This window comes from Enterobacter sp. J49, assembly GCF_002148625.1.
Taxonomy (GTDB): Bacteria; Pseudomonadota; Gammaproteobacteria; order Enterobacterales; family Enterobacteriaceae; genus Enterobacter; species Enterobacter ludwigii.
On record NZ_MWPY01000030.1, the window covers coordinates 557,863 to 572,846 of the forward strand.

Here is a 14,984-nt window from a genome sequence, read left to right on the forward strand (position 1 = left end):
GGGAGCAATCCCCGGTTTTAAACATCATGAAAAAATTAATAATCTTTCTCATCGGGGCTGTCGCCTCGCAGATGGCTTTTGCCAGTGTCGTGATTAATCAGACTCGCGTCATTTATCCGGCAGCGGCGAAATTCGTTTCCGTACAGCTGGTTAATGACAGTGATAAAACGCATCTGGTGCAATCCTGGCTGGATGAGGGCGATGCTTCCGCTGCGCCTGAAAAGGTCAAAGTGCCCTTCTCACTTATGCCGCCTGTCGTAAAAATGGAGGCGCACAGTGGGCAAACCCTGAAGGTCGCCGCAATGAATACCCAGTCACTGCCAACGGATCGGGAAAGCGTATTCTGGCTGAACGTTCTGGACGTGCCTCCGGTACCGGAAGGTGGAGCTGATAATTATCTCCAGGTCGCTATTCGCAACCGCATCAAAGTTTTTTATCGTCCAATGTCTCTGGAAGAACTGGACAGCTCGGTTATTGAAAAAGTCACCCTTTCCACCTCTGGCGGTCGTGTGTGCCTTAAAAACAACTCCCCTTATTACCTGACCATTCCGCAAATCGTGACCTGGCAAGGTGGGCAGTTAAAACAGGCCAGAAAAGATAATTTACTGAACGATACCGCCTTTATTCCTCCGTTTGGTTGTGCGCTGGTTCCCGACAAAATCCATGCGGGTAATCAGTACCGAATCACCTGGCTTGATGATTTCGGCGCCAAGAGATTCAGCATCCTCCACTGATCGCAGACAGTACTCATGCCAGGTTCAATTTTGATGAAGAACAGATCGCTGTTTCGAAAAAGCCTGCTGGTTCATTCCATCAGCCTCGCCTTGTGCTCGTTTAGTGCATACGGTGAGACATTCAACAGTAGCCTGCTGGTCGGTAATTCAGCGGATATGGACTGGAGTAACAATCAGTTGGTCATGACGCCAGGGACTTACGATCTCGACGTTTACGTCAATAACGTCTGGCGTGGAAAGTTCACCTTAACGGTCGCCAATGACGATCGGGGTACCGTACATATTCATAAAGAAGATGCCACGCAACTGTCTATTCAGGAGCTGGATGATGCTATCGCGAACGCTCACTCCGACATGATTGACATTAATACGTTACTCCACGGAGGTAAAAGCAAGCTGGTACCGGGAGAGTTGCGTCTGGATCTGGAAGTTCCGCAAGCCTTTGTGAAAACTGACAGCCAAAACTGGGTGGCACCGCAGAAATGGGACCAGGGCATTAACGGTCTTTATACCAATTACAACGTTAACTATTACAACTTCCATGGACTGAGCGAAGGGTATACCAACAGCGATAATTTTTATCTTTCACTGAACAGCGGGCTGAATTTTTCAGGCTGGCATTTACTCGATAATTCCACCTGGATGCGTTACAGCAATCCGGGAAAAAGTTATTGGGTCAATACCACACGCTATGTCGAAAAACCGATTGTGGCTATCGAATCGCTCATGCGTGTCGGGCGGGCGTATACCGCCTCTGATTACTTTGATACCGTGAGATTCCGCGGCCTGACGCTCACGAAGAGCCGGCAGATGTTGCCCGACAGCGAACGTGTTTATATGCCTGTCATCACCGGGATCGCCACCAGTTCCGCGGTCGTGAGCGTGTTTCAGGACGGCCATATTATTCATCAGTTATCCGTGCCCGCCGGCCCCTTTGCAATTCGGGATTTAATGCCGACCGGTTCACGTGGCGATCTGACCGTGGAAGTAAAAAATAATGGCGGAAGTACCGAGCGCTTTGCCGTTCCATTTTCCTCTTTACCAGACATGCTCCGACCGGGCACCAGTGATTATCAGTTCAATATCGGTGAAGTGGACATGCGCGGCATTAACGACCATAGCCGCTTTGCCCAGTTTAGCTATTCACGCGGTATTAATAATTACGTTACCGCGACTGCCGGGAGCATCTGGAATGCTGACTATCAATCTGTATTGCTTGGGGGTGCCATATCTTTACCCTACGCGGGCTCGTTGTCTGGATCTCTTGAAGAGTCACAGTATCGCCTGCCGGGAGAGGAGCGGCGCCGCGGAGAAAAATACGCCCTTTCATGGAGTAAGTATTTTCCAACACGAACTAACCTGACGCTCGCATCGTATTATTACCGAACGCAGAACTATGCCTCCTTCAGCGATTTTGTCCTGACCCGATCCAATATTCAAGATTATGGCGGAACAGGCTCCTCGACGGTTAACAGCAAACAGGCATTCAGCGCCAATATCATTCAACCCCTGTCAGATGATTTCGGCCGTCTTTCGCTTTCAGCATACTGGCGTGACTACTGGCGCGGGCAAAAAACCAGCCGCCAGTATAACCTGACGTGGAGCAATGCCTGGCACAGCGTAAATTACGCCGTATCGCTGCGCCGTTCCGAAGTGACGCAGTCCTACTACGACTATGAAACAAATTATGAGGGTGATGTCGTCACTTCGTTGCGCACGCGTGGAAACACTGAGAACAATCTCTATTTTTCCGTCACCGTTCCGATGTCCCTCTTCGGCAGCGGTGGGAGCATCGCAACCCACGCCAGCGTGCAGAAAGGTCGATATGCGTCTTCAGACGTCAGCCTGAGCGGTAATTCCCACGATGTCGATTACAGCCTGATGCTGGCCCATGATAACGAGGGGGACTCCCGTTCGGCGGATCTCTATACCAACTGGAAAAACAGTGTGACCAGCCTTAACACCGGCCTGACCGTCGCCCGTGAATATCGCCAGACCAGCCTTGGTGCGAGCGGGAATCTGCTTGCGTGGCGTGGAGGGGTCATTGCCTCCCCGAATAATGGGCGAAACTTTGTGATCCTTGAGGCACCCGGCGTGGAAAATGCCGTGGTCAACGGCGATTCATCGACCCGTACAAACCAGCACGGTATCGCACTGGTGACCAGCGCAACGCCTTACCGGCAGAATAATTTTCATCTCGAGCAGGATGGGACAAAAAGCAGCGACGTTGATTTACAGGGTAATTTGCTGAATATCGCCCCGTATGAAGGCAGCATTACGTATCTGAAATACAAAACGGATACGCGGAAATTATTCACCCTTGAAGTTCAGGATACGAAAGGTGAACAGTTACCGTTTGGCGCATTTGTTTCAGATAGCGGTCATAACGAGTTGGGATATGTAGCACAGGGAAGCCAAATTTTTATTAAATCCGATACGATGCCTGATTCTCTGCATATCGATATCAGCAAAGGCAAGGTAAAAAAAACCTGTGTCATTGCACAGCCCAATGAACATGCCGTCAATATCTGCCGGTAATTTAAAACGAGTATTAATACGATCATGAGTAAGTCTTTTTATCTCATCATAGCCGTATTCGCCCTGATATTTATACCAGGATTTTCCGCACTGGCTCAACCCCAGTCCAGAGGCCTTACTGGCGATACGTGCAGAAATAGCGGCATTTTATTTAAAAACGTGGCAGAAGCGGATAAATCGCTGAATCTCTCATCGGAGTTTCTGACATCCAATGTCGTAGAAAGAACCTATACGACAAGCTGGTCTGGCAGCATGACCTGTACCTATGGCAATGTCGGGATTGGTGGTGTATTACAGGATCATCTTTATTATTTCACCGGGTTTAATAATAACCCCGTGTACCTCAATTTTAACAGCGCCGATGGCGAAAACAGCTACTGGATTAAAGTGACGGCACAAATTACCGGCACAACAAAAGTGACTGTCAGCGGGATTGTGGGCATCCACTCCCTCGCCTATCCAACACAATATACATTGCGCGCAGAGCTTTTAAACACGCCGCCCACCGGGGTCGCAGCCTACACCAAGACGACCACTAATGGTGCACTCAGCGTTATACCGGCGGTAATGAGCGGTACGGGGAGCGGAGCGGATTCACCCTTGTTATCCAGTAAAACCTATGCCTACCGCGCGTGGGACAACATGATGACCGACACCTCGCGCAAAAGCTGGAATACCGATTATTTTCTCGCTTACGAGAAAGTTACTATTCAGTTTGAACCGAAAGAAACCACCTGCAACATGACCCATGACATGACGGTTAAGCTCCCCCCCGCCTCGCTGAGGACATTAAAAATAAATGGTAAAGCTAACGGTGCCGATTTTACCATACCGTTTAAGTGCGGGAATCTGGCGGGAGTCAAAACTGCCACCCGTAATATCAAGGCCTGGATATCCAGTAATGACCTGGTCACTACCGACAGCACTTACCAGATCATGGTTAATGATGAGACCACCGCTGGCGGCGTAGGCATTGCGCTTCGCAGTCGTTATTTCCTTGGCGAACATGAGGAGATAAAAATATCCAGCAGCAATAATATGGAACATGCAACACAAATATTAGACATTGCAAAAGATGATAACATCCAGGATATACAATATATTTATTTGCATGCTTATTACAAAGTCTACAACGCATCAGCGCTCTCGACCGGAACGGTGGTAGCAACCGCACAAATTATGTTTGGTTACGATTAATTATTTTAGTATTTAGCTCAGGGTTTCCATGAATATATCTGTTCAAACCGTGCTTAACTTATTACATCGAATTATTTATCCGGTCTCTGCTGACCTGGTAAATCATTTGCAACGCACGGCAATCATCACCTGGTATTTAAGCCATCAGGCAGGACTTGATCACTCCGGAATCAAGACGGCCTTTCTGGCCGGCATGCTTCATGATATTGGTGCACTCAGTAAAGATCGCGCACACATCATGCCGGGAGGTGATGGCTTTCAGGATGGCCATGAACAGTTGGGTGGGTCAATGACGGCGGGCATTCGTTTTCTGCAGCCGGTGACCGCCATTCTGGAAAATCATCACAGCGAATGGTCAATATCAGACAACAATACGCTCCCTCTGGTACATCATCTGGTGCATATGGCCGATACGTTCGAACTGTTCCTGCGCGAGGTTAAAGGCGATTTTGTCGCACAGCGCGAGGATATCCTGGCCCGCTTCTTTGCACGGCCTGAGCAGTGGCCTGATGTGCTTTCGAATGCCCTGTATGAATCGAGTCGCCAGGATGGCTTCTGGTTCAGGCTCTGTAACCCGGCACAAGACCAGGTGCTTAATGCCATTAGCCCTCTGCAACACGACATGCTCGATCATCATGACTTTCTTGAAGTGTGCCAGCTGATTTCAAAAATTGTCGATAAATACAGCAGCTTCACCCGCACTCACAGCGCCAGCGTGGCCCATGTGGCGGCCCGTCTGGCTGCACTTTATGGCTATGACCGCGATATGCAGGAAAAAATCTGCATTGCAGGTTATTTACATGACATCGGCAAGCTCTTTACGCCGCTCGCTATTCTCGAAAAACACGGCAAGCTTGAAGATCATGAATACGCCCGTATGAAGCAGCACAGCTACAAAACGCTGGTCATGCTACACCCTATTACTGAACTCGGCAGCATCGTGGATTGGGCAGCCAATCATCATGAACGTCTGGATGGCAGCGGTTATCCTTTCCGGCTAGGCGCCGCGTCGCTGGATATTCCGTCACGAATTCTGGCCGTAGCGGATGTTTTTACCGCAATGACAGAGAACCGTCCCTACCGACGAGGAATGGACAGCGATAAAGCCATGAGTATTCTTCGTGAAGAGGCCGCAAATTATCGTCTGGACTGGGACATTGTGACATTGCTGGGCCATAATATTAATTCTGTTAAACCGCTCGTTGCGAAGTGTTAACGCCCTAAGAATAAATAATGAAATATTTGATTGCCCATACAGTTGTCTACGATACGGAAAGTGGTGAACTCACTATTCCAGGCGCTGAGGCACCTGAAGGCAAAAAACTGACAAACACGGCGAATCGTATTCTCTCGTTGCTGATTGCAACGCCGGGAGCCGTTCTTGAACGTCAGTATCTGCTGGAACAGGTGTGGGAGTCCGCCGGACATACCAGTTCCAGCTCCTCACTTAATCAGTATGTGAGTATTTTACGTAAGACCCTGACCTCCCTGACAGATATTGAAGAAACGATTATTGTTGTCCCCAAAGTGGGCTTTTTCTTTTCTTCTGATATTGATGTGCAGATTATAGACACCACTGAAGGTGTCACTAAACTCGAGAATATTAGCCCTCGCCGGGTCAGAAAGAAAAGATTCCCACAGCGATATATATGGGCAACAGTCGGTATTGTTGTGCTGCTAATAGCCAATATCTGGGTCTGGCGCAAGGAACAGCCAAATCAGCGATATGACGAACTCACGATGATTGGCCATCTCGGGAAGTGTAGCGTCAACACTTTTGAACATCTTTCTGGTGATATGCGAAAGCATTTGATTGACGTGTTGCTTTCTGCTCAGCCCAGTCTCAAAGAGAAATGTGCGTTGCATGCAGCTCAACTGATGGTGAATATACAGCCGAACGTGTTTTATGGTAGCCGCGGGAGAATTTTTTACGCTTTTTGTCCCCTGGACTCAGAAAACAACACGTTGATCTATTGCGAAAACCATTATGCATTTAACTGGGAAATGAAATGAAAAACGCACTGGTATTCGCGACGATAATAACTGTACTTACAGGCACGCTTCTCTGGGGTATTGTTGTACGTCCATCAACGTATATAAACGATCGCTGCTTTGCGAATTTCTCCTATAAAGATGGTTCAAATGACCAACCGTTTACATTTTCAGGAAATGTTGCCTTTGAATTTTCCGAGGATAAAACAGGTCAGTCTAATTTATACGGCGACATAGATTACCAGGGCAAAAATTACACTTTTTCCCGCTACGTAAAGTTTAAGTACCTTAATACCTCCAGCAATGCGTATACGGTGAAGATCCTCAAGCAGGAAAAGCTGGCACATGATAACACGCCCGAAAATCTGTCCTCTCTGGCTATTAAAGTATTCTTTTTAAGCGGCGAGCATTCCATGTATATGAAAAAACATGGCGACAGTTTTATCACTATCGGTAATACGCTGTCGCCCGTGATGAATTGTGTTATCCAGTCATAAAGATAGTTTGATGATCGCATGGAGGATATTGTGTCGACAAAAAAGAAAACATCCCGGTGTGTCAGTTGCTCAGAATGCGGTTTTGCTGACGTGTGTCAGGCCTATCTTTTTGACCGCCAGGACCCCCTGTTTATCCACGATCTGGCGCGCGGTAAACGTATATCGAAAAATGCCTTTATTTATCAAAGCGGCACCCCGGTAACTGCGCTCTATGCCCTGAGAAGCGGCGTGGCTAAAATTTACGATACGCAGCAGATTCTTCAGGGGATCCTGCTGCCGGGGCAAATTTTTGGTGCAGAAGAACTCTTCACCAGCCAGCATCAATATAGCGTGCAGGCTGCTACAGACGTGGAAATCTGTGAGCTAAAAAAAACGCATTTTTATGAGATAAGCCAGCTAACCAGCACGTTCACCCACTTTATCATTCGTATACTCTCCCGTTCAGCCAGAGAAAAACAGTTGTTTATTAACGTGCTGGTGAAGAGCGACGGTTTACAGAAGGTCAGTGATTTTATCCAGCTTATCGCGGATATCCGAAAAGAGTATGGCTTTGAGCACCGCGCGATTGAACTGCCGCTCACTAAAAAAGAACTGGCGCAATTACTGGGTATTTCCCAGTCGACACTGGCGCGTGCGCTGGCGGCGCTGGTTGAGCAGCAGAGGGTCTTAATGAATAAAAAAGAAATTACCTTATTACACTACTGAGCGTTTCCATGGCGTGTTGTCAGAAGCCACCCGATATTACGGGTGGCGCTTAATTAGCGCTTACTCATGGCCAGCCTGGCAGCAAACAGCAGAAACACTACGCCGGTCGTTCTGTCCATCCATTTAACGACCGCGGGCTTTTTCAATACTTCTGCCGCATAGCCGGTTGCGATAATTAACGTTAACGACCAGAGCGTGCCAATAAGCACATGAATACTCACGAGCAAAAATGTCCACACGAACGGTGAATGACCTGCTGGAATAAACTGCGGCAGGAAAGAAACGTAGAAGATACCCATTTTAGGGTTTAGCACGTTACCCAACATGCCACGTAAAAAACCGTTGCTGCTGCGGGCATTACCGTCAGAGGAAAGCGAGAACTGCTGACGCGGGCGTAACAATAACTGGAGGCCCAGCCAGCAGAGATAGAAGGCCCCACACCACTTTAAAAAGGAATACGCGAATTCGGAGACAGCCAGTAGTGCTCCCAGGCCGAAAGCGACCAGCGCGCCCCAGATAAAGCAACCCGTATCAATACCCAGCGCGACGTGAATTGCTTTTTTACTGCCATCCGCAGCGGCAGTGCGGAGAATTAACGCGGTATCCAGCCCGGGAGTGAGGGTCAACAGCGTGGCAGCGAGAGTGTAAGCAAGAAGGGCATCGGTGACAGTCATGGTGCTACTCCGAAAACACAGAGCGTATTGGAAAGTTAACATTGCTGCAACACCAAAAAGAGGGGGGTACAGGTACTCTTCTTCCCAGAATCTGCGTCGTGTTTTATCCGGCTTACGGGTTATGCAGAGGTAACTTCAGGTAAGGCGTAACTGATTTTATTCATCGGTGAACTCGATTATACGTTACGGGTAACAAGGCGTAGTTTTAATACCGCTAGTTCAAGGCTATATGCCACAGGATATCAATACAGGAGTAACAACTATGCCATATGTAACCACACAGGACGGGGTAAGTATTTATTTTAAAGACTGGGGCGATAAATCAGCGCAACCCATCATGTTTCACCATGGGTGGCCGCTGAGCGCAGATGACTGGGATAATCAGATGCTATTTTTCCTCGCCCACGGTTATCGCGTTATTGCTACGGACCGCCGCGGTCATGGCCGCTCAGACCAGGTGAACCACGGGCATGATATGGACCATTATGCATCTGATGTTAACGCCGTCGTTGAGCATCTGGATCTGAAGAATGTTATCCATGTAGGCCACTCCACCGGTGGAGGACAGGTTGCTCGCTATGTTTCAAGATTCGGACAACCTCAGGGACGCGTATCAAAAGCGGTTCTCATCAGCTCCGTCCCTCCCCTCATGGTAAAAACTGACGCCAACCCAGACGGAACGCCGATTGAGGTCTTCAATGATTTCAGAAAGGCACTTGCCGCTAACCGCGCCCAGTTCTATCTGGATGTCGCCTCAGGTCCTTTCTACGGTTTTAACCGATCCGGTGCAGCAATCTCTCAGGGCACAATTCAAAACTGGTGGCGCCAGGGTATGAACGGCGGTGCGATTGCTCATTATGAGGGTATTAAGGCATTCTCAGAGACAGACCAAACTGAAGATCTGAAACAGATTTCTGTACCTGTTCTGGTCATGCAGGGCGATGACGATCAGGTCGTCCCCTATAAGAATGCAGCGATTATGCAGGACAAACTCCTGAAAAATAGTCAGTTAATTATTTATCCTGGTTTCCCTCACGGAATGCACACCACCCATGCTGATGTTATAAACTCAGATATACTGGCATTCATTAAGAAATAAAATCATTACCAGCATTATTCAGGGTAGCTATTCAGCTATCCTGAATTACGTTTTAATTTCATCCCTCCACCGCATTAAACCCCCTATCAGCGCCCCAACATGTCGTTATTGCGTGGTCAGGAGATCAATCATCGCGCGGGTGGCAGCGGACTGGCGCCGGTGTGGCGCGAAGATCACCGAGAACGGCCGCGAGCGCCCGCGAAGGTGAGGAAGCACCTCCACCAGCTGACCGCGCTGTATCCTGTCCCGAACGATAAACTCATAGCTCTGGCAAATCCCCATACCGTGTTCAGCCAGGGAGACAACGCCAAGCACATCATCCGATGTTTCGATAGGTGAAGCGGGTAGCCAGTCCACATCGCGTTCGTCTTCCCGAAACACCCACGGAGCGATGCGACCGGTGCGCGGCAAAATAAACGGCAGACACATGTGTCGGTGCAAATCATCCAGCGTTTGCGGAGTCCCCATCCTGTGAAGGTACGCGGGTGATGCGACCAGCAGCAAAGCGGCATCCTCCAGTTTACGCGCGACTAAACCACTGTCGGGCATCTGACCCAAACGAATCGCCAGATCGAACCCTTCAGCAATCAGGTCGACGTTGCGGTTGGTGATGTTCAGATCCACCTGAACGCGCGGGTAGTGTTGGGAGAATCGCGCCAGCAAGGGCGGCAGGCGATAGTGCCCGTAGGTAGTCGGTACACTCATGCGCACGCGTCCGGTCAGATCGCCTTCCTGGCCCTGCCCATCACGTCCAGCTTCATCCAGCAGGGAAAAAGCAGAGCGCGCCTGCTCCAGATAGACTCGCCCTGCCTCGGTCAGGCCTACCCGACGGGTGGTTCGCTGTAAAAGCTGTCGTCCCAGACGCGTCTCAAGGCGAGAAACCGCACGACTCAACACCGAGGGCGTGGTGGACAGGGCGACGGCAGCAGCAGTAAATGAGCCGTGTTCAACGACAGCGATGAAGACCTCAACATCGCCAAGATAATCGAATTTTCTGCTCATTATGCTCTTTCAGGAACAAATGTTTTTCAATTCCGCTAATTTATCTCCAGTTGGGCGATGAGTAAAGTGTGCGCATTCATCACCAGAGGGTAAAATCATGGATCTTCAACTCACCGGTAAGACAGCACTCGTTACTGGCGCAACCGCGGGGATTGGTCTGGCCATCGCCCGCACGCTGGCGCGCGAAGGCGTGGCCGTCACCATTACTGGTCGTGACCACGCGAAATTGCAAAACGCCCTGGCAGACATTACCGCCGCTCAGCCTCAGGCGCAGGTCACCGCCATCGTTGCCGACCTGGCAAGCGCTGAGGGGGCAAAAGCCCTGATCGCGGCCTGCCCTGACACCGATATTCTCATCAATAACCTGGGCTTTTACGAAGCCCGAGACTTCGTCGACATCACCGATGATGAGTGGCTGAACATGTTCAACATCAATGTCATGTCCGGCGTTCGCCTGTCACGGCATTACTTCCCGCGCATGCTGGAACGCAACTGGGGCCGGGTGATATTTATGTCGAGCGAAGTCGGCGCGTTCACGCCGCCAGACATGGTGCATTACGGCGTCAGTAAGTCGGCGCAACTCGCCGTTTCGCGCGGTATGGCCGAACTCACGAAGGGGACGGGCGTTACGGTCAACAGCGTACTGCCTTCAGCGACCCGCTCCGACGGCATTATCGAATACCTGCGCCAGACCGCACCTGCACCGGGTATGACCGACCAGGAGATCGAAGCGAATTTCTTCCAGACCTACCGTCCCAGCTCTCTTATCGCGCGAATGATCGATGCTGATGAGATAGCCGCGATGGTCGCGCTGCTGGCGAGCCCGCTGGGCGCTGCCTCTAACGGTGCCGCGGTGCGCGTCGAAGGCGGCACTTTCCGCTCCATTCTTTAATGCAGCAGCCGTCATGACCTGAGGGGAACCAGTGTCCCCTGCTTTCCCCTATTTACCGGAGCATAGAAATGTTCAAACGTACCCGTAATATGTCCGCCATCGCGATGGCAATGTTGTTCTCTTTTGCGAGCATAGCCAGCGCAGCGAATCAGGCCCCTCTTGAGCGCTGGCGCAGCTATACCGGCGTAACCTGGAATACGCCTGAGAAGGGGGAAACGCCGACGCCGTTTTCCGGCTCGGTTAACGCGCCCATCGCAGGCATCCACTTTGATGCAAAGGGAAGAGCCTTTGTCAGTACCCCTCGACTGGTTTCAGCCGATGCGCCCGCGACGTTAAGTATTCTTGATACGACCGTGCAGACCGGACCGGCGCGCCTCACGGCATTTCCGTCCCGCGAGGGGAATGCCGTGGAAACCGCTCCCGACCAGAACCTGCGTAACGTGCTTGGCTTCTATATTGACCGTAAGAATGGCTGGCTGTGGGCCCTGGATATGGGGTTCGTCGCGGGAGAAGCGGAATCCCCCGTGGGTTCGCAGAAACTGATGGTGCTGGATCTGAATACCGGCCGCACGATCAAACGCATTCCACTGGATGGCGTGGCAGACCGCAAGGCGAGTTTCCTCAATGATGTGGTTGTTGATGAGACGCGCCGTGTCGCCTACATCTCCGACAGCGGCTCGCGCAGTGCGCCTGAGAACCGCGTCGGTCTTATCATCGCCGATTTCGCAACCGGCACTGCCCGACGTGTGCTCGACCGTCATCCAGACCTGCAGATTGAGCCGGGTGTGAAAGTCGTCTCGCACGGGGCTGAAGTCTGGCCAGGTCATCCATTACTGATTGGCATCAACGGTATTGCGCTGTCTCCGGATACCGGCACGCTCTACTGGACGGTGACGACAGGGACCCATGCGTTTGCGGTACCGACTGACATTCTTCGAAAGCCTGGTGCTGACGATGCGCAGATTGCGGCGCAGATCCGGGATCTTGGTTCGGTGGGAGGCAATACCGACGGTATCTTGACCGATGCCAAAGGCAACCTCTATATCACCGATGTGACACACAACGGTATTGTCAGGTATGAACCGAAGCGCGGCTCAATGACCCTGATGGCGTCAAACGACGGCGTACACTGGCCGGACACGCCGGCCATCAATCCGGACGGGGATCTGATCTTTACCTCCAGCAGCCTGAACGACCATTTTGCTGGCGCGGTCAAACCTGGCCAGGAGCGCTATGACGTATGGCGTTTACCCCTGAAGGCGTTGCAGGATAAGCGCCAGTAACGCGACTGCGCATGCTCCGTACTGGAAACACTACACGCTCACAGGGACTCTCCTTGTGGGCGTGTACATTACTGACGGCGGTGTATGCGAGATAACCGGTGCAGCCAGAAGCAAACGGGCAATGACAGCAACAGAAAAAGGCAAAATGCAGCCAGGAATGCATCCGTTGTAGTAAAATGCAGGACTGAAGCCGCCAGTCCCCCTGCGATTCCACTGAGCACTATCAAGCCAAAAAACACCCACCCGGTAGAGTACCAGAGAATATTGTTGATTAGTCTTCTTATCATCTGCTGAGTTCTGCGAATAATATTGGAATGAATAAGATATCGGTTTGAGAACGCCGGACATAATCCCTGCCGCCATATCAATGGGGCTGAAATCGCTGTATCCGAAACGCCCCGTTCTTACCGGTATACATTGACGCTGAAACTACCGGTATTATCAGAGTATCCAACCTCTGTATCGGCAATATACAGATGCAGGATACCGCTCTGGGGAGCCGCCCATTTATATACTCCACCGCCTATATCATAACCTTTGCCAGAGGTATCAAATCTCGCCTTCAGCACCTTATCATTGCAGGTAATGAGCCCTTCTTTCACCCTGCCATCCGGCACCGCCAGCGCAAATTCTTCTTTACCGTATTTAATCCAGCCAGAGGCCATTATCGTTATCTCATCACCGGCATTCAGTTGCAGGCCTGTATTAATACCGGCAGGAATGTTTGCAGGAACTTCTCCGGACCATTCTGGCTTAGCCGTCATGCTATTCTCCTTTATCAAACTTCATTAACATTACATTTGATGCGTGCTTTTCATCAATCAAAGACAACCCCCCCCCTGCATGTGACAGACATCACATTTAGTATTCATAACATTTCATCATGGATGCATATGAATATATTTATCTTTTCCAGACTTATGTCGAAAGAATAATGCCATTTCTTTTTTTACGCTGCGATTTATATAAATCCACCAACACAATCAAACACTAAGTCACTGATTTGCAATTAATTTTAATGTTAACTATAGGAGTAATCGCACTTTTAATCATGACTGTAATTATACCTTTAGTAAATTAATTACCATACCCGAATGGCGGTAATAATAGGTACACAAAGCAGTGAGAGGGCGCATTACAGCACCGCCTGCCGTGATATCCGCCCAATAAAAAACATCTACCTTTCCACTTAATTTCACGCCTCCCCGACGGAAAAGGAATGGGTTAACAAATATCCACTTAGTTACCCTGTGTATTACTTTTTTGGTTTCAACATATACCTCTCACGCGGACACATTACCGCTCTGGAGTAACAAAACACAGCATGAGATTAATCCTAATATTTAATTCGCAGAACTGCAGCAGACGGGAGACGAACAGAAATCATCAGCATCATTTCCAGAATATTATTTGCTGAGTGGCATATCTGTTTATATTCTGATTGTGAATGCCGTACCCCTTAGTAACAAAAAACATTATCTATAGGCTATTTATTACCTCATACCACTGACAAGCTGGACGCTCTACGCTGTCACGATTACGGAGAATTATATGACTGTTTCACCTGCATGGTCGGGCAATATTGACGCAACTGCTGACACGGGCATTAATACCGGACTTAAACTAAAAGCCGGGCAAAAAATCAGTATTATTGCGGAAGGATGGATTAAATACGGTAAGGAAGACTACGCCCTGGCATCGCCATACGGCAGGCTAAAAGAGGGCTTTGTCTTACGGAACGATAAGGTGCTGAAAGCCCGATTCAGTGCATCCGGAAAAAGCTATGACATTGGCAGTGGTGTTTACCAGTGGTCAGTACCGGAAGACGGTGAGCTGATTCTCGTGGTCAGTGACTCTTCACATCGCGACAACAGCGGCGCTTTCAGCGCGGTTGTGTATATCGCTGAAGACGAAAAGAAAGCGGCGGCTCAAAAGGCGGACTGGAAAGGTCATGTTCCCGCAACGCGCAGTGACTGGACCCACACCGGCGTATCCGTGAGCAAAGGGGACAAGGTGATGCTGATTGCTGCCGGTACCGCTCAGTACGACAGCCGCGGTCGCAGCTTTGGACCTGACGGCGACAGCCAGCATCCCTCAGCGCAAAAACCGGATCCCACTTTTGTCCTGCCAGAAGCACTGGCGGGGAAATTACTGATCAAAGCGGGTGAGCATATTTACGGTATCGGAAGCGGCGGTAGCGACTGGGAAGTCCCTGCTGATGGCGAAATTTCATTCATTTTTAACGATACAAATGTTGCGTCTGAATACGCCAATAATACGGGAGGCTATGACGTCAGGTTTGTTGTGCTCGGTTGAAATGCCCGCAGGGAGGCAACGTGCCATCCACTGCCTTCCCTGCCGGTTCACTGGA

General features: G+C 50.1%; 14 protein-coding genes. 11 read left to right on the forward strand and 3 right to left on the reverse strand.

The window, feature by feature from the left end:
* The first annotated feature begins 26 nt into the window (after positions 1-26).
* The 7 genes from BJP35_RS11490 to BJP35_RS11520 are packed head-to-tail and all read left to right on the forward strand — an operon-like array spanning position 27 to position 7,663.
* Positions 27-734, forward strand: a complete 708-nt coding sequence (locus BJP35_RS11490) for a molecular chaperone (RefSeq protein ID WP_014168794.1) — start codon at positions 27-29, stop codon at positions 732-734.
* Between the two features lie 33 nt (positions 735-767).
* Positions 768-3,272, forward strand: coding sequence for a fimbria/pilus outer membrane usher protein (locus tag BJP35_RS11495; protein WP_025205026.1), 2,505 nt, complete (start codon positions 768-770; stop codon positions 3,270-3,272).
* 24 nt (positions 3,273-3,296) lie between these two features.
* Positions 3,297-4,469: a fimbrial protein gene (locus tag BJP35_RS11500; RefSeq protein ID WP_086463116.1), complete on the forward strand. Its 1,173-nt coding sequence runs from the start codon at positions 3,297-3,299 to the stop codon at positions 4,467-4,469.
* A gap of 28 nt (positions 4,470-4,497) precedes the next feature.
* A complete protein-coding gene (locus BJP35_RS11505) occupies positions 4,498-5,685 on the forward strand; it encodes an HD domain-containing phosphohydrolase (protein WP_025205028.1) in 1,188 nt (395 codons plus the stop codon).
* A gap of 17 nt (positions 5,686-5,702) precedes the next feature.
* Positions 5,703-6,482: a winged helix-turn-helix domain-containing protein gene (locus tag BJP35_RS11510; RefSeq protein ID WP_059305637.1), complete on the forward strand. Its 780-nt coding sequence runs from the start codon at positions 5,703-5,705 to the stop codon at positions 6,480-6,482.
* Entirely contained in the window at positions 6,479-6,958 is a 480-nt protein-coding gene (locus BJP35_RS11515) for a hypothetical protein (RefSeq protein ID WP_078774976.1), read from the forward strand. Before BJP35_RS11510 ends, BJP35_RS11515 begins: the two co-directional genes overlap by 4 nt.
* 30 nt (positions 6,959-6,988) lie before the next feature.
* Entirely contained in the window at positions 6,989-7,663 is a 675-nt protein-coding gene (locus tag BJP35_RS11520; RefSeq protein WP_256971735.1) for a Crp/Fnr family transcriptional regulator, read from the forward strand.
* 53 nt (positions 7,664-7,716) lie between these two features.
* Here the strand turns inward: BJP35_RS11520 and BJP35_RS11525 are convergent, their stop codons facing one another.
* On the reverse strand, positions 7,717-8,337 hold the full coding sequence (locus BJP35_RS11525) for a LysE family translocator (protein WP_032681595.1): 621 nt from the start codon (positions 8,335-8,337) through the stop codon (positions 7,717-7,719).
* Positions 8,338-8,599: 262 nt separating this feature from the next.
* Between BJP35_RS11525 and BJP35_RS11530 the strand changes: the two genes are divergently transcribed.
* The gene (locus BJP35_RS11530) at positions 8,600-9,436 is read left to right on the forward strand and encodes an alpha/beta fold hydrolase (RefSeq protein ID WP_086463118.1); all 837 of its coding nucleotides are present in this window, start codon (positions 8,600-8,602) and stop codon (positions 9,434-9,436) included.
* Between the two features lie 105 nt (positions 9,437-9,541).
* Here BJP35_RS11530 and BJP35_RS11535 read toward each other — a convergent pair whose 3' ends face one another.
* Entirely contained in the window at positions 9,542-10,438 is an 897-nt protein-coding gene (locus tag BJP35_RS11535; RefSeq protein ID WP_086463119.1) for a LysR family transcriptional regulator, read from the reverse strand.
* Positions 10,439-10,535: 97 nt separating this feature from the next.
* Between BJP35_RS11535 and BJP35_RS11540 the strand changes: the two genes are divergently transcribed.
* Positions 10,536-11,330, forward strand: coding sequence for an SDR family NAD(P)-dependent oxidoreductase (locus BJP35_RS11540; protein WP_086463120.1), 795 nt, complete (start codon positions 10,536-10,538; stop codon positions 11,328-11,330).
* A 68-nt stretch (positions 11,331-11,398) separates the two neighbouring features.
* Positions 11,399-12,613: an L-dopachrome tautomerase-related protein gene (locus BJP35_RS11545; RefSeq protein ID WP_086463121.1), complete on the forward strand. Its 1,215-nt coding sequence runs from the start codon at positions 11,399-11,401 to the stop codon at positions 12,611-12,613.
* A 404-nt stretch (positions 12,614-13,017) separates the two neighbouring features.
* Here BJP35_RS11545 and BJP35_RS11550 read toward each other — a convergent pair whose 3' ends face one another.
* Positions 13,018-13,377, reverse strand: a complete 360-nt coding sequence (locus tag BJP35_RS11550) for a LecA/PA-IL family lectin (protein ID WP_086463122.1) — start codon at positions 13,375-13,377, stop codon at positions 13,018-13,020.
* A gap of 787 nt (positions 13,378-14,164) precedes the next feature.
* Here BJP35_RS11550 and BJP35_RS11555 point away from each other — a divergent pair.
* Entirely contained in the window at positions 14,165-14,929 is a 765-nt protein-coding gene (locus tag BJP35_RS11555) for a LecA/PA-IL family lectin (RefSeq protein WP_014168780.1), read from the forward strand.
* Positions 14,930-14,984 lie beyond the last annotated feature (55 nt).